This window comes from Citrobacter sp. Cpo147, from assembly GCF_030332405.1.
GTDB classification, from domain to species: domain Bacteria; phylum Pseudomonadota; class Gammaproteobacteria; order Enterobacterales; family Enterobacteriaceae; genus Citrobacter; species Citrobacter portucalensis.
In genome coordinates, this window is record NZ_JAOWHX010000031.1 from 276,633 (window position 1) to 299,808 (window position 23,176).

Below are 23,176 nucleotides of genomic sequence, written 5' to 3' on the forward strand. Positions count from 1 at the left end.
AAATTATGGCAAGTTACTTTATTGGTGTGGATGTCGGAACCGGAAGCGCCCGTGCTGGCGTGTTTGATCTCAACGGCAGAATGGTCGGTCAGGCCAGTCGGGCCATCGAGATTTACCGCCCGCAGGCTGATTTTGTTGAGCAGTCTTCCGATAACATCTGGCAGGCGGTGTGTAACGCGGTTCGCGATGCGATTAACCAGTCGGATATCAACCCTATCCAGGTGAAAGGTCTGGGCTTTGACGCGACCTGTTCACTGGTGGTGCTGGACAAAGAAGGTAAACCGCTGACCATCAGCCCGTCCGGGCGCAGCGAACAGAACATCATTGTGTGGATGGATCACCGTGCCATTACTCAGGCCGAGCGCATCAACGCCCTGCATCATCGGGTGCTGGACTACGTTGGCGGCATTATCTCCCCGGAAATGCAGACGCCAAAACTGCTGTGGCTGAAGCAGCATATGCCCAATACATGGGCTAATGCGGGCTACTATTTTGACCTGCCCGATTTCCTGACCTGGCGCGCAACGGGCGATGACACGCGCTCATTGTGTTCGACGGTGTGTAAATGGACCTATATGGGCCATGAAGACAAATGGGATGCCAGCTATTTCCGCCAGATTGGGCTGGAAGATTTGCTGGAGCATGATGCTGCCAAAATTGGTCGCTACGTGAAAACCATGGGCGAACCGCTCGGTCACGGGCTGTCTGCGCGCGCCGCCAGCGAAATGGGGCTGATTCCGGGGACAGCTGTCAGCGTCTCGATCATCGATGCCCACGCCGGTACCCTCGGCACGCTCGGGGCAAGCGGTGTTTCCGGCGAGGTGGCGGATTTTGACCGTCGTATCGCGCTGATTGGCGGCACCTCTACCGGACACATGGCAATTTCCAAAGAGCCACGTTTTATCGGCGGCGTCTGGGGTCCTTACTACTCAGCCGTACTGCCAGAATACTGGCTTAACGAAGGTGGGCAGTCGGCAACCGGGGCGTTAATCGACCACGTTATTCAGTCGCATCCTTGCTACGAAACCCTGCTGGCGCAGGCTAAATCTCAGGGGCAAACCATTTACGAAGTGCTGAATGCGCTGTTGCGTAAAATGGCCGGTGAGCCGGAAGATATCGCGTTTTTAACCCGCGACATGCACATCCTGCCCTATTTCCACGGCAACCGCTCGCCGCGCGCTAACCCAACGCTCACGGGCGCAATCACCGGACTGAAGCTGTCACGTACGCCGGAAGATATGGCGCTACAGTACCTTGCGACCATCCAGGCCATTGCGCTGGGAACCCGCCATATCATTGAAACGATGAATCAAAGCGGCTACACCATCGATACGATAATGGCCAGCGGCGGCGGGACGAAAAACCCGATCTTCGTTCAGGAACATGCCAACGCCACCGGCTGCGCCATGCTGCTGCCTGAAGAGAGCGAGGCCATGCTGCTGGGTGGCGCCATGATGGGAACTATCGCCGCGGGCGTATTCGAAACCTTCCCGGAAGCGATGTCGGCGATGAGTCGGATTGGTAAAACGGTTACCCCGCAAACAAATCGCATTAAGCAGTACTACGATCGCAAATATCGGGTATTCCACGAGATGTATCAGGATCATATGAAATATCGCCAGTTGATGCAGGAGGAAGCATGAGTAACTCCTGGTCTCAGGCTACCGGCGTATTTCAGCTCTATAGCGATGCCCTGGCGGGTCTGGGGCAGCATCTGACTGAACCGCTCTGGCAGTCGCTAATGGCGGAGCTGCGCGGTTGCCGGGGCAAAATCGTTGTCACTGGCGTCGGTACCTCCGGCATTGCGGCGCGTAAAGTTGCGCATATGCTTGCGTGCGTGGAACGCCCGGCGATCTACCTCAACACGACGGACGCGGCGCATGGCGATCTCGGTTTTTTACGCGACAACGACCTGGTGATTATGCTGTCGCGTGGGGGGAATTCGGACGAACTCACCCGGCTGTTGCCCGGGTTGAATGCGCGAAATGTGCCGATTCTGAGCGTGACTGAAAACGCCGATTCAGCCATTGCTAAAGCGTCGAGATTGGTGATTTCCACCGGCGTCCAGCGTGAGGCCGACCCGCTGAACATGTTAGCCACCACCTCTATTTTACTGGTGCTGGCTATCTTTGACGCCGCCTGTGCCTGCCTGATGAGCGAAAGCGGTTACTCAAAGGAGACGCTGTTGTCTGTGCATCCAGGTGGTGATGTGGGATTAACGCTGAGCCGTGGTAAGTAACGCCAGACAGCTGTTTCGGAGGTAATGAATCTGTTGCCTCCGGTATATTGCTACGTTCACCTTATGTTTTTCACTTCTCTGAAACGATACTGCCTGTGAACGTGTTAAGGGTACTATCGCCGTACCCTTAACAATCCCGGCTCCCCGCGGGAAAATTGTTGCTACGCAATACCCTCCGCTTATTCCTCCAGGCTACCGGGCCGGGCGCGAGGTAGCGTCCTTGCAAAGCGCGCCCTGAGCCAGCATCCATGCTGGCTCTCCCGGCCTTACGGAAACACGTCGGCAATTTTCAGCCGGACCAACCCACACCTGACCATCTGCGTTTTTTGTTTAAACAGCAAAACGGGTTTCACTGGAAGTCAGAGCGTTGAAGCGATGACCCCGGTCCGGCTGAAAATCGATGAGTCGTTGACGGCTGACCGGGTCTGCCCGCATGGATGCGGGCAGAGGGGACGGCCTGCAGGGACGCAGGCTCGTCCCCGACCCGACAGGCAGACGGCATAAGACGAATGAATCGCATCGCGACGATTTTCCCGCCGGGAGCCTGGGATGCAAGGGAGGCGGCGGTGAGCCTCCCTTGCACGTTCACGGGTATCTCTGATTCAGAGAAGTGATAACGCTGGGGTGAACGGAACCCCATAGCGGAATAAAATATTCTCCATCATGTTTAACATGACATGCAGTACATCTCTGGCATATCTAAACAAAAGATAAAACAGTGAAAAAGCGGATTAACGCGCTGCGTTCCACTACCGCTATCTGTTCCGCACGTTAAAAATTCTGTGACGCTCTCCAGCATTCCTGGTGGAAAGCATTCCATTCTCAAAATCTATGAGCAAACTTTAGCTATTCTTATCAAACATACTCACGGGAGATCCTACAGATGATGTCAACGCTTGCCCCACCATCTGTACTTTCCGCTCCCCAGCGCCGTTGCCAGGTGCTGCTGACGCTTTTCCTGCCGGGGCAAATCGCGACTACACAAACCTTCAGCAGCCTCAACGGCGTCGATGATGCCACGGTTCAGGAAGATATTATTGGCGCAGGACTCGAAATCCAGCGCTATCACCGGCTCGCGATAGCCACCGCGCAGAATGGTGGCTATACGATCGAAGGAACCCCGCTAAATCAACGTCTGTGTCTGTTGCAGTGGCTGCGCCGTGGCCTGCGGATTTGCCCTGCCTTTATCGCTCAGCAGTTTACCCCGGCGTTAAAAGCAGAACTTAAACAAAGGGGGATCGCACGTACGCTGTATGACGACACCAATCTGCATGCGCTCATTAATCTGTGTTCCCGGCGCTTGCAGAAACCGTTTGAGTGTCGTGACATCCAGTTCCTGCGTCTGTATTTACAGTATTGCCTGCTACAGCACCACGCGGGGATCACCCCGGAGTTTAACCCACTCCAGCAACGCTGGGCGCAATCCTGCGCGGAATATCCGCTCGCAGAGGAAATTGGCCGTCACTGGCAGCGCCACGTCATGCAGAGTGCACCACTGGGCGAATCGCTGTTTATGGCGTTGCTGTTCTCAATGCTTCGTATCCCCGACCCGATTCGCGATAATCACCATCAGGATCGCCGCCTGCGTCTTGCTATTGCACGGCTGGTGCTACGTTTTCGCGAGTATGGCAATGTGCGCTTCAGCGATGAGCAAGGGCTGAATGACCAGTTGTATATCCACCTGGCTCAGGCACTGAACCGCAGCGTGTTTGCCATCGGCATTGATAACACGCTGCCGGAGGAGTTCAGCCGCCTTTATCCCCGGCTGGTTCGTACTACCCGCGAGGCGATTCACGGCTTCGAGGCCGAATACGATGTGCAATTTTCCGAAGAAGAGATCGGGCTGGTGGCCGTTATTTTCGGCGCCTGGCTGATGCAGGAGAAGGATTTACACGAAAAGCAGATAATCCTGCTGACCGGTAGTAATGAACAACTTGAAGTGCATATAGAGCAACAGCTACGCGAACTGACGCTGCTGCCGCTCAACGTAAAACATATGCCGATGCAGGACTTTCAAAAAGAGGGTGCTCCGCGCGGTGTAACGCTGATTATTACGCCGTACACCACGCCACTACCGCTATTTTCACCCCCGTTGATTCATGCGGATCTGGCGCTTACGCCGCATCAGCAGCAGCAGATCCGCAAAATTCTCGAATCATAACGTTGCAGGCTGCGCGACCACCTTCGGGCGCAGAACGATTGCCGGGAGCGCCACCAGCGCCATCACCCAGAACACGCCGCTGCCCAGATTCTGGTACAGATAGCCCGCGAATACGGTCATGATGGCGATACTGCCGCCCATCGCTATCGCGGAATACACCGCCTGCAAACGAATAACTTCGCTCCCCTGGCGTGCCGCGATATAACGCATTGCCGCCAGGTGGCAGACGGTAAAGGTTCCGCAATGGAGGATTTGCACCACGATCAGCCACGGCAGCTCGGTGCTCCAGCCCATCAATCCCCAACGCGCCACCCCGCAAACGGCGGAAAGCAGCAGCAGATCGCGGGCGCTAAAGCGACGGAACAGCTTGTGACTAAGCGCGAAAATAATCACCTCCGCCACCACACCTAGTGACCATAAATAGCCCACCGCCGAAGCGGAATATCCAGCAGACTGCCAATAGATGGCGCTGAAACCATAATACGCAGCATGCGCCCCCTGTAGCAGACTCACGCAAGCAAGAAAACGCCAGCTCTGGGTTATCAGCGCGCACCAGGCGGGCCATCCCGCACTCTCCTGCTGACGGTTTTCACCCGCTGGCTGCACGCTCGGGCGAATCATCATGCCCAGCAGCATCGAGGCGACGCCAAGCGATAGCAGGACCAGGATCACCCGATAGTCAAACAGGCTCACCAGTTTGCCGGTCAGCGCGGAGCCGATCACAAAGGCTACCGATCCCCATAGTCGCACCCGACCGTAATCCATGGTGATTTGTTTCTGCCAGGTGTTGGCCAGCGCGTCGGTCAGCGGTACCAGCGGTGAGAAAAAAAGGTTAAAGCCGATCATCACCACCATCAGCCACGCCACGTTGGTTCCCGCCCAGAAGGCCAGCGCAAACACCAGCGTCAACAGAGCCAGAATACGTAACGCTGAGATCAGCCGGGAGGGATCGCTCACACGCGGCGCAATCAGCAAACTACCGAGAAAACGGGCAATCAGCCCCGCGCCCAGCAGTAAACCGATGGTTTCCGGCGTCAGCCCTAACCCTTCGAGCCAGACGCTCCAGAAAGGCAGAAAGATACCGTAGCTAAAGAAATAGGTGAAATAACCGAGCGCCAGCCAGCGCGTGGAATGCAAAGCCATGGGTCCTCCTGTTTTGGAAGCCCTAGTCTAATGACTCAAACCACATTCTGAAGAGTACTACCGTTCACATTTACGAAATAATTGTGACAAACATCACCTTTAACCAACACGATTGGTCATCCGCATCCGCAATCGTTTACATCTGTATGATTTTACAGCAGAGAACATGCTGGGATGAATAAACAGTAATGCAAGGAATTGAATGGATTTTGCGAAAAATACTCAGATGAATAACAAAAGCCTTAATATCATCACAAGTATATCACTTAACAGCCAATATTCGTGATTACAATATTTTGACTCCCCACCAATTTAAAATTATTTAAATGTAATAGCAGTTAGCTCGTTCATTTTTAATAAATATAATCTGAAAATCTCGCTTATTAATATGACTGCCAGCGCATATCGAATACCATTGCCCAGCAATTAATTTTGATCTTTGTCTTTTCATTAATTTAATTGCTAACAGGTTTATCAAATAAGAGGGACTTTAATGAACAAAATTGCAAAATCTATAGCGGTTAGCTTGCTGGCGCTTTCTGCGGGAAGCGCATGGGCGACGGACGGTAAAATTGAATTTACGGGTGAAATTCTAACCAGCACCTGTGAATTCGCCGATGGTGACGTCATCAACGTGGAACTGGGTCATTACGCCGCCGCGCAGTTTAAAACTGTCGGTGATACCAGCCCGGCGATTCCGGTTAATATTCCGTTGGAAAACTGCCCAGCCACCCCGTGGGAGCACGTTGATGGCACAACGGACAACTCGTTCCAACTGTGGCTGGAAACGCGCGCTGGCGGCACCGTAGCCGATCACGACGATCTGGTCGCCGTTAGCAGCATGGATACCGCCGCAACCGGCGTGGGCATCCGTATCGCAAGAGCCAGCGACAACGCAACGATGGTGCTGAATAAGCTGCCCGCGGCTGATTCAAAAATCAGCTTTGCCCCGGAAGCCGATGGCACCACTATCGTAGGGCTACAAGCCTATTACGTCTCCACTGTAGATTCTAAAGAGATCTCCCCAGGCGAAGCCAACGCCAGCGTTGACGTCACCATCGACTACCGCTAATCCCGTATACCGTCTCTTTCCATCCCTTCTTCCCGCTGAGATGGAAAGAGACGTTTTTTGACATCAGGTTAAGGATTACAGCGATGAAAAAAAACACCGCGCTCGCTTTGGCATTGGTGCTGGGCAGTTGGGTCAGCCAAAGCCTCGCTGGCGGTATTGTGCTACAGAGAACCCGTGTCATCTACGATGCTGGGAAAAAAGAGGCCGCGCTGCCGGTGGCTAACCGCAGTGAAGGTCTGCCTTATTTATTGCAGTCGTGGGTCGACAATGCACAGGGAACCGCACGAGGCCCCTTTATTATTACGCCGCCGCTTTTTCGCCTCGATGCTGATAACGATTCATCATTACGAATTATAAAATCATCTGAAAACATTGCTAACGATAAAGAATCGTTGTTCTTTATTAATGTGCGCGCTATTCCTGCCAAAAACCAAACCACCGATGCGAATAATAATACGCTAACGCTGGTATTTAAAACACGAATAAAACTATTTTATCGCCCGACAAATTTAGTCGGCAAGCCTTACGACGCTTATAAATCTCTTGAATATAAATATAGCAATAATGAGTTAGATATATATAACCCATCGGCTTATCACGTCGTATTCGCCGGTCTTGCGCTAGGGAAAACCGATCTCACGAATAAAATCGATTACATCGCTCCCGGCGAGCATAAACGGCTGGCGGTCCCCGCCGCCGCAGGGAAAACGGTGCAGTGGGCCGCGATCAACGACTATGGCGGTACCACCAAAACAGAAACCCAGACGCTGCAATAAGCCGCGCCTCACGATGATAGCTCTCAGGGAATGACAAGCGATATGACGCAAAGAACGCCGAATTTATCAACCGTGAAGCCACTTGCCTTCTGGTTGCACTGCGCAATCGCCAGCGGATGCCTGGCCTCCGGCCATGCCTGGGCCGGTGACTTCTACTTTGATCCAACCCTTCTGGAAACGGAGAAAAGCGGCCAACAGGCGGTGGATCTGGCGGTATTTTCGCAGAATAACGCCCAGCTTCCCGGCGAATATATTGTTGATATTTATATTAACAACAAGAAAACCGGCCAGCGTAAGCTGCCGTTCGTTGCAGGTAAAGAACACCAGTTGATTCCTCAGTTCACCCTCGGGCAATTGCGTGAACTGGGCTTTAAAATCGACAACTATCCACAGTTGGCGGAGCAGGACAACGCCACGACGGTTGCCGACCTGACGCAGGCGATTCCCGGCAGCATCTCACAGTTTGATATCAACCACAGCCGACTGAATCTCAGCGTGCCGCAGATGGCCCTTTACCGTGACGCCCGCGGCTATGTAGATCCTGCTCGCTGGGACGACGGGATGCCGGTTTTGTTCACCAACTACAACTTTAGCGGTTCGCAAAACCAGTACGACAACGACAGCGATCGGCGCCAGTATCTGAATATGCAAAATGGCGCCAACATCGGCCCCTGGCGACTACGCAATTACTCGACCTGGGCGCACAGCGATAATGACACGCGTTGGGATAGCATTAATAGCTGGCTACAACGGGATATCAAAAGCCTGAAATCGCAGCTGGTGATAGGCGAGAGCGCCACCGAAGGCACGGTGTTCTCCAGCTATCAGTTTACCGGCGTGCGGCTGTACTCTGATGAAACCATGCTACCCAACAGCCAGCGCGGTTTTGCGCCGACCATTCGCGGCATCGCCAACTCCAGCGCTATCGTTACGGTACGGCAAAACGGCTACATCCTGTATCAAAGCAACGTTCCGGCGGGGGCTTTTGAAATCAACGATCTCTACCCTTCGGCGTTCAGCGGCGACTTAGACGTCACTATCGAAGAAGCCGACGGCAGCATACGTCATTTCGTCCAGCCGTTCTCCGCGCTGCCGCAGATGCAAAGACCGGGATATCTAAAATACAGCGTCACCGCGGGGCGCTTTCGCGCTGCCAGCTCGCAGGATAGCCACGAGCCGGAGTTCCTTGAAAGCACCGCCAGCTATGGTCTGAACAACGCGTTCACGCTTTACGGCGGCCTGAACGCCTCGCAGGACTACCGAGCGCTGGCGCTGGGCCTCGGCTCTACGCTTGGCGTTCTGGGAGCAGTATCGATGGACGTCAGCCGCGCGGACACTCAGCTTGATAATGATGAAAGCTATCATGGCTACAGCTGGCGCACCCAGTACATCAAAGACCTACCGGAAAGCGGCACCAGCGTGTCGCTAAGCTACTACCGCTACACCAGCAGCGGTTATTTCAACTTCTCCGACGCCAACCAGAAGGGTATCAACGGCGGCGATCACCTGCGCAATGAAGCTCAGTTCACTGTCAGCCAGACGTTGTTTTCTGGTATCAGTTTCTACGCCTCTGGCTCGCAGCAGGAGTACTGGGATCGCGAGCAGCAGGATAAAAACCTGTCCATTGGCCTGAACGGCAATCTGTGGGGCGTGAGCTATAACCTCAGCGGCCAGTTTACCGACTCACATGACAGCGACAACGACCGTACGCTGTCGCTCAGCCTGAGCGTGCCGTTGGATCGCTGGCTGTCGCATGCGCAGGCAACCTGGCGCACCACTGACCAGCGCGATCGCGCTACTCAGCACGAAGTGGGCATCAATGGCTCGCTGCTGGAAGACCGTCGGCTGACTTATAACCTGAAACAACGGCAAAGCGAAGGCGGCGATCCGGGCAGCAGCAGTCTGTACGGCAGCTACCGTTCTGCCTACGGCACCGTGAATGCCGGTTACGACTACAGCAGCGATAACCGCCAACTGAGCTACGGTCTCTCAGGTGGTATTGTCGCCCATCGTCACGGCGTGACCCTGTCGCAGTCGCTGGGCAATGCCTTTGCGCTGATTGACGCCAACGGCGCGGCAGGGATCCGGGTGAAAAATTACCCCGGCATCGCCACCGACTATTTTGGCTATGCCGTGATCCCCTATCTGACCGCGTATCAGGAAAACGCCATCTCTCTCGATACCACAATGATGCCGGATAACGTCGACGTCACCGAAACGGTGCGCACCGTAGTGCCTAATCGCGGTGCCGCCGTAACGGCACACTTTATTGCCCGGACCGGCTACCGCGTACTGCTGAAACTCACCGATGCGCGCGGAAAAGCACTGCCCTTCGGCGCCATCGCCAGCAGTCAGACGCAGCAGAGCATCGTCGATGAAGGTGGCGTGCTGTATATCACTGGTGTAAACAGCCAGCCGCAGATCTGGTCCGTGCGCTGGGGTAATCAGCCAGATCAACAGTGCCAGTTTACCTTCAGCCTGCCGGAAGATTCTGCTCGCAACACCGCAATACAAAATGGGAACGCGCTATGTCAATAAAGAGTCTGTGGATGAAAAATGGGATTACCGCCGTGCTACTGGCGCTACCTATCACCCCGGTCTACGCGGTGAACGGGGCCTGCTCCGCGACGGGAAGCTTTAACGTCAATATAGCCAGCGACTGGACGCAAGCACAGAACGTCGCGGGAACCTCGCTGGAACTGCCAACGCCGCTCTCAGGCAATGCTTATCAAATCGATTGCAGCTGTAGCGCGGGTAGCAAAGTGGCGTTGTACTATACGGTCACCAGCGCGCTATCTAAAAACGGTAAACTCAGCGGCTTTTACCAGTTGAATGATAATCTGGATATTAAAACTGAAGTTGATGACATTCCTGGGAAGACGGCGGTCACGCCGCTGAACACTAAACCTATCCAGGAAAGTGGCTCTTACAGCCCCAGCAGCAGCAAAGGTAGCGTGTGCACGGCTGACCCAGCGGAGATCCGCGCCGCGCCGGTAACCATTGGCGCGAGCACCCGTTTTACGCTGTACGTCACCAAACCCTTCCTGGGGGAACTGGTAATTCCAGACACCCTGGTCGCCTCAGTACAGGCCGGATGGACCAGTTCGTCCACCCCACCATCGGTGAGCAGCATGGAAGATATCGCCGAACTGCGCATCCAGGGGAGCATCACCGTGCCCCAGGATTGTAAAATCAACCAGGGCGACGTGATTCAGGTCGATCTCGGTTTTATCAACGCCAACCGTTTCACCACCAAGGACCAGATGCCGGACGGCTATACACCGGTCAATTTTGACATTCACTATGACTGCGGTGATACCTCAACCATCAAAAATAGCATGGAAATGAGGATTGATGCTGATGATGTGATTGAGCAGTACACGTTAGTCGCCCGCCGCCAGGAAGCCAATAACGTCCCGGACATCGGTGTGAGAATGGCCCGTATCGACGGGACCCATGTCAATGTCCCGTTCACAAATGGATTGATCAATATCGATCCTTCCGGCAAGGGAGTAATCAACCTGGAAGCCTGGCCGATTAATATGCTCGGCGGCACGCCCGCGCCGGGGAAATTTAGCGGTACCGCAACCATCACCGTTCTCGTGAAATAATGGCTCACAACATCGGCTGGCGCTGAGCCAGTTCGATAAAATGCTGCAGGGCGGGCTTTAGCTCGCCTTTTTTCCACGCCATCAACAGCGCAATGGTCGGAACATCGCCAACAATAGGACGGAAAACCACCTGTCCGGTATTAAAATTATTCATATAACCGGGTATCAAAGTCACCCCCAGCCCCATGCCGACCAGGTTCATGGTCACCAGAATGTTGGTTGCCACCTGCACAATGTTGGGCTGGCTTTTTTGTCGCTGAAACCAGTTTTTGACAATCATCGCTAACGCGCCGGAGTAGGCCGGATCGGTACTGACAAAATTCACGCCGTGTAGTTGTTCTGCGGAGATTGCTTGCTCATTCGCTAACGGATGATTCACCGGTAAAACCACTACTAACGGCTCATGAATCAGCTCCAGATAATCGAGATCCGGGCTGTACACCGGGTGGCGCATTAAGCCCACATCCAGCTCTCCACTCAGGATCTTCTCTTCCTGTTCAGTGGTGATCAGACTCACCAGCTCAATGTGCGTATCAGGCTGTTTTAAACGAAACAAAGGCAGCACCTTCGGCAGCAGATTTACCTCTGCGGAAGGGACAAAACCGATGGCGAAATGATTATCTTCCTGCACCGTTTTACGAGCACGAACTTTGGCGTTTTCCGCCTGTTCGAGGATCGCCAGCGCATCTTGTAAAAAGCACTCACCCGCCGCCGTCAGCGCAACTTTTCGTTTATCCCGCACCAGCAACGGAACACCCACGCACGTTTCCAGATCGCGGATCTGGCTGCTTAACGACGGCTGAGAGGTATGCAGCTTTTCTGCCGCTCGGGTGAAATTCAGCGCCTGCGCCACCGCTACGAAATAGCGTAAGTGCCTCAGTTCCATGCCCTTCTCCTTGTTATCGAAAAAATGTCTCAACTGGTAGAAATTTACTATTTCACAGATTGATAACTAACCAGCAACATCCTTAAGGTACAAAAAAAGAAGGTCAATACATCTTAGCTTTCAGGATTAAAAAATATGACCACACCCTCAAATTTAGACATCTACCAACTGATCGACACGCAAAACGGTCGCGTTACCCCACGAATTTATACCGACCCTGAAATTTACCAACTGGAGCTGGAACGCATCTTCGGACGTTGCTGGCTATTTCTCGCCCACGAAAGCCAAATCCCCAAACCCGGTGATTTTTTTAACACCTACATGGGCGAGGATGCAGTTGTGGTGGTTCGCCAGAAAGACGGCACCATCAAAGCGTTTCTCAACCAGTGTCGCCACCGCGCAATGCGTGTCAGCTACGCCGACTGTGGCAATACCCGCGCCTTCACCTGCCCTTATCACGGCTGGTCGTACGGCATTAACGGCGAGCTGATCGACGTGCCGCTGGAGCCACGCGCCTACCCACAAGGGCTGTGCAAATCGCACTGGGGGCTGAACGAAGTTCCTGGCGTAGAGAGCTACAAGGGACTGATTTTCGGCAACTGGGATACCTCCGCGCCTGCGCTGCGCGATTATCTCGGCGACATCGCCTGGTATCTCGACGGCGTGCTGGATCGTCGTGAAGGCGGCACCGAAATCGTCGGTGGTGTACAGAAGTGGACCATCGATTGTAACTGGAAATTCCCCGCCGAACAGTTTGCCAGCGACCAGTATCACGCGCTGTTCAGCCATGCCTCGGCCGTGCAGGTGCTGGGGGCAAAAGACGACGGCAGCGATAAACGCCTGGGAGACGGACAAACCGCCCGCCCGGTGTGGGAAACCGCCAAAGACGCACTACAGTTCGGTCAGGATGGGCACGGTAGCGGATTTTTCTTTACCGAAAATCCTGATGCCAATGTCTGGGTCGACGGCGAAGTCTCCAGCTACTACCGTGACACCTACGCGGAAGCCGAGCAGCGTCTGGGTAAAGTTCGCGCCCTGCGTCTGGCCGGTCACAACAACATTTTCCCAACGCTTTCCTGGCTCAACGGTACTGCCACCTTAAGGGTCTGGCATCCGCGCGGGCCGGATCAAGTTGAAGTGTGGGCATTCTGTATTACCGATAAAGCCGCCTCTGATGAAGTGAAAGCCGCGTTTGAAAACAGCGCAACGCGGGCTTTTGGCCCCGCCGGATTCCTGGAGCAGGACGACTCGGAAAACTGGTGTGAAATACAAAAACTGTTGAAGGGTCATCGCGCACGCAACACCAGGTTGTGTCTGGAAATGGGGCTTGGCCAGGAGAAACGTCGTGAAGACGGCATTCCGGGGATCACCAACTACATCTTTTCGGAAACCGCCGCGCGCGGCATGTATCAGCGCTGGGCTGATTTGCTCAGCAGCGAAAGCTGGCAGGAAGTGCAGGAGAAAACCGCAGCTTACCAGCAGGAGGTGATGAAATGAGCACCTTAGTTTCTCAGGAACTACACCACCGCATTACACAGTATCTCTACCATGAAGCCAGCCTGCTGGATGACTGGAAGTTTCGTGACTGGCTGGCACAACTGGATGAAGACATTCGCTACACCATGCGTACGACGGTCAATGCCCAGACGCGCGATCGTCGCAAAGGCGTGCAGCCGCCGACCACCTGGATTTTCAACGACAACAAAGACCAGCTCGAACGTCGTATCGCGCGTCTGGAAACCGGCATGGCCTGGGCGGAAGAGCCACCGTCGCGTACCCGGCACCTGATCAGCAACTGCCAGGTCAGTGAAACTGGAGTTCCCGACGTCTTTGCCGTGCGCCTTAATTATCTGCTGTATCGCGCGCAAAAAGAGCGCGATGAAACCTTTTACGTCGGCATGCGCATAGACAAAGTGCGCCGTTTGCCGGGCGATGAGTGGCGCTTACTGGAGCGTGAGATCGTGCTGGATCAAGCGGTGATCACCTCCCATAACCTGAGTGTACTGTTCTGATGAGTCGTGTTTATGCCTGCCCCGTAGGGGATTTGCCGGAGGGTGAAGCGCTCCGGCTTGATACTTCGCCCGTCATCGCGCTGTTCAACGTTGGCGGCGAGTTCTATGCCATTAACGATCGCTGTAGCCACGGTAACGCCTCGATGTCGGAAGGCTATCTGGAAGACGACGCTACGGTGGAATGCCCGCTGCATGCCGCCAGTTTTTGCCTGAGAACCGGCAAGGCGTTGTGTCTACCCGCCACCGATCCGCTAACCACCTACGCAGTATATGTGGACGGTAGCGATGTGTTTGTTGATATTCCAGAGGACGCAAGATGAGCGATTTACGCGATAACGTGGTCTTTATCACCGGCGGCGGCTCCGGTCTTGGCCTGGCGCTGGTCGAGCGTTTCATCGAAGAAGGTGCGCGGGTCGCCACGCTGGAGCTGTCGCCAGCTAAAGTTGCCAGCCTGCGTCAGCACTTTGGCGAACATGTGCTGGCAATCGAAGGCAACGTCACCTGCTACACCGACTATCAGCGCGCGGTAGATCAAATCCTGACGCATTACGGTACGCTGGACTGTTTTATCGGAAATGCGGGGATATGGGATCACAACGCCTCGTTGGTCAATACGCCTGCGGATGCGCTGGAGAGCGGCTTTCATGAGCTGTTTAACGTCAACGTGCTGGGCTATCTGCTGGGCGCAAAAGCCTGTGCCCCTGCACTTATCGCCAGCGAAGGCAGCATCATCTTTACCCTGTCCAATGCGTCGTGGTATCCCGGCGGCGGCGGCCCGCTGTATACCGCCAGCAAACATGCGGCTACCGGGCTGATTCGCCAGCTGGCATACGAGCTGGCACCAAAGGTTCGTGTTAACGGTGTCGGTCCATGCGGTATGGCGACAGATCTACGCGGCCCGCAGGCGCTGGGACAAAACGATACATCGATTATGCAGTCGCTGACGCCGGAAAAAATCGCCGCTATTTTGCCACTACAGTTTTTCCCGGAGCCGGCGGATTTTACCGGCCCGTATGTGATGCTGGCGTCAAAGCGTAACAACCGCACATTGAGCGGCGTGATGATCAATGCCGACGCCGGTCTGGGTATTCGCGGTATTCGTCACGTCACCGCCGGACTGGATCTCTGAGGAGGCGTTATGAACCCAAAAACTATCGCTATCGTCGGCGGCGGTCAGTCGGCGGCTATGGCTGCCGCTGCACTGCGCCAACAAGGATTTGACGGCGAATTACACCTGTTTTCCGATGAGCAACATCTGCCCTATGAACGCCCACCGCTCTCCAAAGCGATGCTACTGGACGACAATCCGCAACTTCAGCCGATACTCCCCGCTGACTGGTGGCGGGAACACAACGTACAGCTGCATCTGGGGGTTACTGTGCGGACGCTCGGCCGCCAAACGCATCAGTTGGTGCTGGCTAATGGGCAGAGTTATCCATGGGATCGGCTACTGATTGCGACGGGCGCTGCGGCACGCCCCCTTCCGCAACTGGATAAGCTGGGCGATCGTTGCTTCACCCTGCGCCACGCGGGCGATGCCGAGCGCCTGCGCGACAATTTATTGCCGGGCAAGTCGATTGTCATTGTCGGTGCGGGCACCATTGGTCTGGAACTGGCGGCCAGCGCGACTCAACGTGGCTGTCAGGTGACGGTAGTGGAGCTGGCGCCAACGGTCATGGGCCGCAACGCGCCTGCTCCGGTGCGCGACTATCTGCTAGCCCGCCACCAACTTGCGGGCGTGCGAGTACTGCTTAACAGCACTATTGAGCATGTCGAAGCAGGAGAGTGTCTCTCACTCACGCTACAAAACGGCGAAACTCTCACCGCTGATGCGGTGATCTATGGCATCGGTATCGTGGCGAACGATATGCTGGCCCGCGAAGCGGGGCTGGAGACGGCGAACGGCATTATCGTTGATACCGCCTGCACCACCTCCGATCCCGCGATTTTCGCCGCCGGTGACGTAGCGATAACGCGCCAGGCTGACGGTTCGTTAGTACGCGTCGAAAGCTGGGAAAACGCCAATTTTCAGGCACAGGTTGCCGCCGCCGCGGTGCTCAATCAACCGCAGCCAGCAGCAACGCCGGGCTGGTTCTGGACCGATCAATATCGCGATAATTTGCAGTTTATTGGCGAAATGCAGGGAGACAGCTGGCTCATACGCGGCAATTCAGATGCGCAGAGAGCAATATGGTTTAACCTACAGGATGACGTGATTGTCGGCGCAGTAACGTTGAATCAGGGCCGAGAAATACGTTTATTGAGAAAATGGATTCAGGCAAAGAAAAAGCCGCCAGTGGCGGCTTTAATCGATGAAACAATCTTGCTTAAGTCAATATAACTGCCGGATGGCACTTCGTTTATCTGGCCTACATGTGAGTTACCTGTAGGCCGGATAAGATGTTTACACCACCATCTGGCAATCCGTATTACTTACGCGTAAACCGGGAAACGTGCACAGATATCCAGCACTTTACCTTTGACGCGCTCGATAACAGCTTCGTCATTGATGTTGTCCAGAACGTCACACATCCAGCCAGCCAGCTCTTTCACTTCAGCTTCTTTAAAGCCACGGCGAGTCACAGCCGGAGAACCGATACGGATACCGGAAGTCACAAACGGGCTCTTCGGATCGTTCGGTACGCTGTTTTTGTTAACGGTAATGTTAGCACGGCCCAGCGCAGCGTCAGCTTCTTTACCGGTCAGGTTTTTATCAACCAGATCCAGTAGGAACAGGTGGTTTTCAGTACCGCCAGAAACCACTTTGTAGCCACGGTTCAGGAACACTTCCACCATCGCTTTGGCGTTTTTGGCAACCTGCTGTTGGTAAACCTTGAACTCAGGCTCCATCGCTTCTTTCAGCGCCACAGCTTTCGCCGCGATCACGTGCATCAGCGGGCCGCCCTGCGCGCTTGGGAACACAGCGGAGTTCAGTTTTTTGTACAGCTCTTCGTCACCGCCTTTCGCCAGGATCAGGCCACCGCGCGGACCCGCCAGGGTTTTGTGGGTAGTGGTGGTCACAACGTGTGCGTGTGGAACCGGGTTCGGATAAACGCCCGCGGCAATCAGACCCGCAACGTGCGCCATATCGACGAACAGGTATGCACCGATGCTGTCGGCGATTTCGCGCATTTTTGCCCAGTCAACAACGCCGGAGTAAGCAGAGAAGCCACCGATGATCATCTTCGGTTTGTGCTCTTTGGCCTGCTTCGCCATGTCTTCGTAGTCAATTTTGCCGGACTCATCAATACCGTAAGGGATGATGTTGTACAGTTTGCCGGAGAAGTTAACCGGGGAGCCGTGAGTCAGGTGGCCGCCTTGTGCCAGGTTCATACCCAGAACGGTATCGCCCGGTTGCAGCAGAGCGGTGTAAACAGCGAAGTTAGCCTGAGAACCAGAGTGCGGCTGTACGTTGGCGTAGTCAGCGCCAAACAGCTCTTTTGCACGATCGATAGCCAGTTGCTCAACGATATCAACGTACTCGCAACCGCCGTAGTAGCGCTTGCCCGGATAACCTTCAGCGTATTTGTTGGTCAGCTGAGAACCCTGCGCCTGCATAACACGCGGGCTGGTGTAGTTTTCGGAGGCGATCAGTTCGATGTGCTCTTCCTGACGTACTTTTTCCTGCTCCATAGCCTGCCACAGTTCGGCATCATAATCGGCAATGTTCATTTCACGCTTTAACATCCGCATCTCCTGACTCAGCTAACAATAGAATTTCGGCCTAAAAAGGCAGTCCCTAGGACTTCGGCCAACAGTATAACCGAATCATTCTTCGATAACAGGTCTTGACAAAGGATTTTACGCAAACGATTACCTTCGCGGTACGCAAGGCTTTGGAGAACAAAGGTCTGCTGAATTTCAACGGATTTCTTTTCAGGTTTGTGATGCAGATTTTTCACGATGTAACCTTTACAACGCAAAGTTACAAAGAACCATTTACAATGCAGGGGTATTTTTTATAAGATGTATTTGACATACATCATTAAAGTCTCAGATAAAGGAAGACCGTATGCTTGACGCACAAACCATCGCTACAGTGAAAGCCACCATTCCCCTGCTGGTTGAAACAGGCCCGAAGCTGACCGCCCATTTCTACGACCGCATGTTTACGCATAACCCAGAGCTGAAAGAAATCTTCAACATGAGTAATCAGCGTAATGGCGATCAGCGTGAAGCGCTGTTTAATGCTATTGCCGCATATGCCAGCAATATCGAAAATCTGGCGGCACTGTTGCCGGCTGTTGAGAAAATCGCACAGAAGCATACCAGCTTCCAGATTAAACCCGAGCAGTACAACATCGTAGGTGGCCATTTGCTGGCAACGCTGGACGAAATGTTCAGCCCAGGCCAGGAAGTTCTGGATGCATGGGGCAAAGCATACGGCGTTCTGGCGAACGTTTTCATCAACCGTGAAGCGCAAATCTACAGCGAAAATGCCAATAAAAATGGCGGTTGGGAAGGTACCCGTCCTTTCCGCATCGTGGCAAAAACTCCACGCAGCGCACTTATCACCAGCTTTGAGTTTGAACCTGTCGACGGTGGTGCAGTAGCTGAATATCATCCGGGGCAATATCTGGGCGTCTGGCTGAAGCCAGAAGGTTTCCCGCATCAGGAAATTCGTCAGTACTCACTGACCCGTAAACCCGATGGCAAAGGCTACCGTATTGCGGTTAAGCGTGAAGACGGTGGTCAGGTTTCAACCTGGCTGCACAACCATGCCAATGTTGGCGACGTTGTTCACCTGGCCGCACCTGCGGGCGATTTCTTTATGGACGTCGCGACCGACACCCCGGTATCTCTGATCTCCGCGGGCGTGGGACAAACCCCAATGTTGGCGATGCTGGATACGCTGGCAAAAGCGAAGCATACGGCGCAGGTTAACTGGTTCCACGCGGCAGAAAATGGTGACGTGCATGCCTTCGCTGATGAAGTCAATGAACTCGGCAAAACGCTGCCACGCTTTAGCGCACACACCTGGTATCGTGAGCCAACCGAAGTCGATCGCGCGAAAGGTGCGTTTGATAGCGTAGGTCTGATGGATTTGAACAAACTGGAAAGCGCAATTAGCGATCCGGCGATGCAGTTTTATCTGTGCGGTCCGGTTGGTTTCATGCAGTTCGCCGCGAAGCAGCTGGTCGGTCTGGGCGTGAAAAACGAGAACATTCATTACGAATGCTTCGGTCCACACAAAGTCTTGTAATGTGTTACGCGAGTAGGCCGGATAAGGCGTTTACGCCGCCATCCGGCAATCACTCGACCTGATGCGCTACGTTTATCAGGCCTACAAATTAACGGCGCGGCTTAGATTGCCGCGTCGTCTTCTTCACCGGTACGAATACGAATAACGCGTGCCACGTCGAAGACAAAAATCTTACCGTCGCCGATCTTGCCGGTCTGGGCAGTACGGATAATGGTGTCGACGCAGGTATCGACGATGTCGTCGGTAACCACAATTTCAATTTTTACCTTCGGCAGAAAATCCACCATATATTCCGCGCCACGGTACAGCTCGGTATGGCCTTTCTGACGGCCAAAGCCTTTCACTTCCGTTACCGTCATACCGGTAATACCGACTTCTGCCAGCGCTTCGCGGACATCGTCCAGCTTGAAGGGTTTAATAATCGCATCAATCTTTTTCATGCTATTCCTTGAAAAGGTCGCCTGTCTTTTGATCGAATAAAGCTAACATAATCCGCAGATTTATTCTTTGAAATCGTTTGCATCCAGCTCGTGTCGAGAAAGCAATTTATAGAATTCGGTGCGGTTGCGCCCCGCCATTCTTGCCGCATGGGTCACATTGCCCTTGGTGATTTGCAGCAGCTTACGCAGATAGTTGAGCTCAAACTGGTTACGCGCCTCAACAAAGGTCGGCAGCGCGGTGTTTTCCCCTTCCAGCGCCTGCTCCACCAGCGCGTCGCTGATCACCGGCGAAGAGGTCAACGCCACGCACTGCTCAATCACGTTGACCAGCTGACGCACGTTGCCCGGCCAGCTGGCGGTCATTAACCGCTTCATGGCATCGGTTGAAAAGGCGCGTACGAACGGTTTGTGCCGTTCAGCAGACTGGCGCAGCAGATGGTTCGCCAGCAGCGGAATATCTTCCGTACGCTCGGCCAGCGCAGGGATCTTCAGGCTCACCACGTTGAGGCGATAGTACAAATCCTCACGAAATTCACCCCGAGCCATCGCTTTGGGTAAATCGCGGTGGGTCGCAGAAACGATCCGCACATCAATGTCGATATCGCGGTTACTGCCCAACGGTCTGACTTTTCGTTCCTGCAATACGCGCAGCAGTTTCACCTGTAACGGCGCAGGCATATCGCCAATCTCATCGAGAAACAGCGTGCCGCCTTCCGCGGCCTGAAACAGCCCTTCACGATTGCTCACCGCACCGGTAAAAGCCCCCCGTGCATGACCAAACAGTTCTGATTCCAGCAGTTGTTCCGGCAACGCGCCGCAGTTAATGGCAATGAAAGGTTTTTGGCTGCGCGGGCTGGCGTTGTGAATAGCCTGAGCGAAAACTTCTTTCCCGGTTCCGCTTTGGCCGTTGATCAAGACACTAACGTCCGATTGCGCCACCATCCGCGCCTGTTCCAGCAGGCGTAGCATCAGCGGGCTGCGGGTAACGATAGATTCGCGCCAGCTGTCATCGGTGGCGGGCGCAGACTGTTCCAGCGCCCCGTCAATCGCGTGATACAACGCGTCCTTGTCGACTGGCTTAGTGAGAAAACTGAACACCCCTTGCTGGGTCGCCGCAACGGCGTCCGGGATGGAGCCGTGAGCGGTCAGGATAATCACCGGCATTCCAGGCTGTACTTTCTGGATTTCAGTAAACAGCTGCATGCCGTCCATTTCATCCATGCGCAGATCGCTAATAACCAGATCCACTTTTTCACGGTTCAGCACCCGTAACCCTTCCTGCCCACTTTCCGCGGTCACGACGCTGTAGCCTTCGCTGGTCAGTCGCATTCCTAGTAATTTCAACAGGCCCGGATCGTCATCCACCAGCAGCAGATGCGCGGGCTTACGGCTTATCATGGCGTAACCTCATCGGCAGACGGTGCTGCGCCTTCTTCGTTATCAGGCGTAGTGAGTTTATCGTTCCCGTGCAGCGCATCAGGATTGTAGTTACCGCCAGGTTTGCGCGTAGAAAGCTGGCGCTCAATATCGGTCAGATTCTCCAGCTTGCGGGTCGTGAGATCGAGCTGGGACTGCAAATGCTGTTGCTGTTGGCGCAGCGTATCGAGATCGCTGTCGGACGCCTGCTGGAGTTTACTGTAGCGCATACGCTCTTCGGCAAGCTGCAACTGCAACGTTTGGCTGCTGCGCCAGACTTGATACAGCGGGCGTACCTGCGGCGGAATTTGCGGGCTTAACGCATCGAGGCGCGTAACAGCCTCCCGCCTTTCAGGCGGCGTAATGTTGGCATTATCGAGCAGGATCCCACGCCTGAAAGCGCCCTGCCAGGTATCTGTCATCAGGGTGCTGGCTTCACTACGCGCCTGCACCGGCATCAGGCGATTGGCACAATCCATCGCCCGCAGCCAGTACAACGGATTGGTTTCTGTAGACTGGCCAGACAGCGACCAGATATCCGTACAGTCGGTTGCAAGGTAGTCTGCCAGTTGATTAGGCGGAATTTTCTCCTGCGAGGGATCGCCGATAATATGATTCACCGCGTCCGGGACACAACCAACCAGCGCCAGGCACGGCAGGCTTGCGAGGATGACGCGACGAAGAAAATGTCGTTTAAGCATTCGGACAACAACGTATGGCATACTCACCAGACTTAGGTTTATTTTAGTGATTTTTCGCAGCAGCTAGCGGCAGTTCTATGCGAAAACAAACGTTTTGCGCATGGTCATCAACCAGATACAGCTTGCCCCGCATACGGCGGATGCAATCTCTGGCAATGCTTAGCCCCAACCCGCTTCCTTTTACCGCCCCTTTTCGCTGATGACTCCCCTGGAAAAAAGGCTCGAAGATCATGGTCTGTTCTGCTTCTGGAATCGGTGTGCCGGTATTCATTACATCGATGTATACCGTTGAGCCATGCAAACTGCTGCGGATCCAAATGTTACCGGATTCAGCACCATAGTGCACCGCATTGGAATAAAGATTGTCCAGCACGCTCATCAACAGCATCGGTTCTGCCAGGCAGGTGTTCACCGCAAGCGCAACATCAGTATGTATCATTTTGGCGCGAGCGGGCAGGCTATGCGCAGAAACAACGCTTTCCACCAGCGGCGTGATTTCCACACTTTCAAGTTCCACCTCGTCATCAGCCAGCTTGCGGTTGTAATCAAGGAGTTGTTCAATCAGCTTTTGCAGGTTGCGGCTGCTGTCATCCAGAATACCGACCACCTCTTTTTGCTCCGCTGTTAACGGGCCAACCACCTGATCGGCCAACAATTCGGTACCTTCGCGCATGCTCGCCAGCGGTGTTTTCAGCTCATGGGAAAGATGGCGTAAAAACTGATGCCGTTGCGACTCAAGCCAGGAGAGGCGTTCGCTTAACCAGATGATACGCTGCCCCACGGATCTCAATTCCCGTGGCCCGGTAAATAATACGCTATCCCCCAGCGAGCGCCCTTCTCCCAGACAGTTGATCATCCGTTCAATGCCCTTCACCGGACCGATAATCATGCGGGTAAACAGCAAGACCATCGCCAGGCTGACGAGAAACAGCACCAGTGCCTGCCAGCCAAAAAACTGCCCACGTTCGGCTATTTCCTGCTGTAACTGCTGCCCACGAGAAAAGATCACGGTACGCGTCGCTTGCACCATCTCGGTATTGGCATTGGCGAATGCTTCCAGTCGTGCAGCCGACACACTGTCAGGACCACTGTTTTTACACTGCAACTGCGCGAGATCGTTAAGATCCTGACGCAACGCCTGGTAGAGCTTGGTATCCGGCAACACCCCCGCATGCGCATCCAGCATGTCGCTGTAGCGTTTACGCTGGCTTTGGTAGACCCTGGCCAATGTTGGGTCATCAAGCACGCAGTATTGCCGATAGCTGCGCTCCATCTCCAGCGCGACGTTGGTCATCGCCTCGCTGCGTCTGGCATCAATCAGCGTGGTGCGGTTGGTCAGCGCAGCCTGCGCGCTCAGGGCATTCAGACTTTGCCATGCCTGCCAGGCCAGAACTAACAACGGCAGCAGGATAAGCAAGAAGGCCAACGTCACCAATTGACGTAAAGATCGGGGAAAAACTGACCAGCGCTTCAAGGCGTTACTCTCAATGGACAGGAATAGATTGATGCTAACTGA

General features: G+C 54.4%; 20 protein-coding genes. 13 read left to right on the forward strand and 7 right to left on the reverse strand.

The features are described 5' to 3' along the window. The first annotated feature begins 5 nt into the window (after positions 1 to 5). From OGY06_RS11115 to csiE, 3 genes are all read left to right on the forward strand, one after another. Complete coding sequence (locus OGY06_RS11115) at positions 6 to 1,643, forward strand: FGGY-family carbohydrate kinase (RefSeq protein WP_003835250.1); 1,638 nt, start codon at positions 6 to 8, stop codon at positions 1,641 to 1,643. After that, entirely contained in the window at positions 1,640 to 2,239 is a 600-nt protein-coding gene (locus OGY06_RS11120; protein WP_286605316.1) for a KpsF/GutQ family sugar-phosphate isomerase, read from the forward strand. The genes OGY06_RS11115 and OGY06_RS11120 overlap by 4 nt, the downstream gene beginning before the upstream one ends. An 883-nt stretch (positions 2,240 to 3,122) precedes the next feature. Then, positions 3,123 to 4,400, forward strand: a complete 1,278-nt coding sequence (csiE, locus tag OGY06_RS11125) for a stationary phase inducible protein CsiE (RefSeq protein WP_003835255.1) — start codon at positions 3,123 to 3,125, stop codon at positions 4,398 to 4,400. Here csiE and OGY06_RS11130 read toward each other — a convergent pair. After that, complete coding sequence (locus tag OGY06_RS11130; RefSeq protein WP_155848032.1) at positions 4,395 to 5,543, reverse strand: 3-phenylpropionate MFS transporter; 1,149 nt, start codon at positions 5,541 to 5,543, stop codon at positions 4,395 to 4,397. The two genes, csiE and OGY06_RS11130, sit on opposite strands and share 6 nt — an antisense overlap. A 493-nt stretch (positions 5,544 to 6,036) precedes the next feature. On the opposite strand from OGY06_RS11130, the gene OGY06_RS11135 reads away from it, so the two are divergent. From OGY06_RS11135 to OGY06_RS11150, 4 genes are all read left to right on the forward strand, one after another. Next, positions 6,037 to 6,615, forward strand: coding sequence for a fimbrial protein (locus OGY06_RS11135; RefSeq protein ID WP_003835260.1), 579 nt, complete (start codon positions 6,037 to 6,039; stop codon positions 6,613 to 6,615). Positions 6,616 to 6,698: 83 nt separating this feature from the next. Further along, complete coding sequence (locus OGY06_RS11140) at positions 6,699 to 7,391, forward strand: fimbrial biogenesis chaperone (RefSeq protein WP_003835261.1); 693 nt, start codon at positions 6,699 to 6,701, stop codon at positions 7,389 to 7,391. Positions 7,392 to 7,433: 42 nt separating this feature from the next. Then, positions 7,434 to 9,929 carry a fimbria/pilus outer membrane usher protein gene (locus OGY06_RS11145; protein WP_240389433.1) on the forward strand — a complete coding sequence of 832 codons (2,496 nt, stop codon included), beginning with the start codon at positions 7,434 to 7,436 and terminating at the stop codon, positions 9,927 to 9,929. Continuing rightward, the gene (locus OGY06_RS11150) at positions 9,920 to 11,002 is read left to right on the forward strand and encodes a fimbrial protein (RefSeq protein ID WP_003835263.1); all 1,083 of its coding nucleotides are present in this window, start codon (positions 9,920 to 9,922) and stop codon (positions 11,000 to 11,002) included. Before OGY06_RS11145 ends, OGY06_RS11150 begins: the two co-directional genes overlap by 10 nt. Before the next feature lie 4 nt (positions 11,003 to 11,006). Here OGY06_RS11150 and hcaR read toward each other — a convergent pair whose 3' ends face one another. After that, positions 11,007 to 11,888, reverse strand: coding sequence for a DNA-binding transcriptional regulator HcaR (gene hcaR / locus OGY06_RS11155; RefSeq protein WP_003835264.1), 882 nt, complete (start codon positions 11,886 to 11,888; stop codon positions 11,007 to 11,009). A 135-nt stretch (positions 11,889 to 12,023) separates the two neighbouring features. On the opposite strand from hcaR, the gene hcaE reads away from it, so the two are divergent. Genes hcaE through hcaD form a run of 5 tightly spaced genes read left to right on the forward strand, consistent with a single transcriptional unit; the run spans position 12,024 to position 16,241 of the window. Beyond that, entirely contained in the window at positions 12,024 to 13,385 is a 1,362-nt protein-coding gene (hcaE, locus tag OGY06_RS11160) for a 3-phenylpropionate/cinnamic acid dioxygenase subunit alpha (RefSeq protein WP_003835267.1), read from the forward strand. After that, positions 13,382 to 13,900, forward strand: a complete 519-nt coding sequence (gene hcaF / locus OGY06_RS11165) for a 3-phenylpropionate/cinnamic acid dioxygenase subunit beta (RefSeq protein WP_003835268.1) — start codon at positions 13,382 to 13,384, stop codon at positions 13,898 to 13,900. The genes hcaE and hcaF overlap by 4 nt, the downstream gene beginning before the upstream one ends. Further along, positions 13,900 to 14,220, forward strand: a complete 321-nt coding sequence (gene hcaC, locus OGY06_RS11170) for a 3-phenylpropionate/cinnamic acid dioxygenase ferredoxin subunit (protein ID WP_003835270.1) — start codon at positions 13,900 to 13,902, stop codon at positions 14,218 to 14,220. The genes hcaF and hcaC overlap by 1 nt, the downstream gene beginning before the upstream one ends. Then, entirely contained in the window at positions 14,217 to 15,029 is an 813-nt protein-coding gene (hcaB, locus tag OGY06_RS11175; RefSeq protein WP_003835272.1) for a 3-phenylpropionate-dihydrodiol/cinnamic acid-dihydrodiol dehydrogenase, read from the forward strand. Before hcaC ends, hcaB begins: the two co-directional genes overlap by 4 nt. Before the next feature lie 9 nt (positions 15,030 to 15,038). After that, positions 15,039 to 16,241, forward strand: coding sequence for a phenylpropionate dioxygenase ferredoxin reductase subunit (hcaD, locus tag OGY06_RS11180; protein ID WP_003835275.1), 1,203 nt, complete (start codon positions 15,039 to 15,041; stop codon positions 16,239 to 16,241). Between the two features lie 92 nt (positions 16,242 to 16,333). Here hcaD and glyA read toward each other — a convergent pair whose 3' ends face one another. Next, on the reverse strand, positions 16,334 to 17,587 hold the full coding sequence (gene glyA / locus OGY06_RS11185; protein ID WP_003835277.1) for a serine hydroxymethyltransferase: 1,254 nt from the start codon (positions 17,585 to 17,587) through the stop codon (positions 16,334 to 16,336). A gap of 325 nt (positions 17,588 to 17,912) precedes the next feature. Here glyA and hmpA point away from each other — a divergent pair, with 325 nt between their 5' ends. Then, positions 17,913 to 19,103 carry an NO-inducible flavohemoprotein gene (gene hmpA / locus OGY06_RS11190; RefSeq protein WP_003835279.1) on the forward strand — a complete coding sequence of 397 codons (1,191 nt, stop codon included), beginning with the start codon at positions 17,913 to 17,915 and terminating at the stop codon, positions 19,101 to 19,103. Positions 19,104 to 19,204: 101 nt separating this feature from the next. Here hmpA and glnB read toward each other — a convergent pair whose 3' ends face one another. Genes glnB through qseE form a run of 4 tightly spaced genes read right to left on the reverse strand, consistent with a single transcriptional unit; the run spans position 19,205 to position 23,134 of the window. After that, positions 19,205 to 19,543 (reverse strand): nitrogen regulatory protein P-II, encoded by a 339-nt coding sequence (gene glnB, locus OGY06_RS11195; protein WP_002914032.1) that lies wholly within the window; start codon positions 19,541 to 19,543, stop codon positions 19,205 to 19,207. A gap of 60 nt (positions 19,544 to 19,603) precedes the next feature. Next, positions 19,604 to 20,938, reverse strand: a complete 1,335-nt coding sequence (glrR, locus tag OGY06_RS11200) for a two-component system response regulator GlrR (RefSeq protein WP_304502732.1) — start codon at positions 20,936 to 20,938, stop codon at positions 19,604 to 19,606. Next, entirely contained in the window at positions 20,938 to 21,681 is a 744-nt protein-coding gene (qseG, locus tag OGY06_RS11205; protein WP_286605320.1) for a two-component system QseEF-associated lipoprotein QseG, read from the reverse strand. The genes glrR and qseG overlap by 1 nt, the downstream gene beginning before the upstream one ends. Before the next feature lie 22 nt (positions 21,682 to 21,703). Beyond that, on the reverse strand, positions 21,704 to 23,134 hold the full coding sequence (qseE, locus tag OGY06_RS11210; RefSeq protein ID WP_125112766.1) for a two component system sensor histidine kinase QseE/GlrK: 1,431 nt from the start codon (positions 23,132 to 23,134) through the stop codon (positions 21,704 to 21,706). Positions 23,135 to 23,176: the final 42 nt, after the last annotated feature.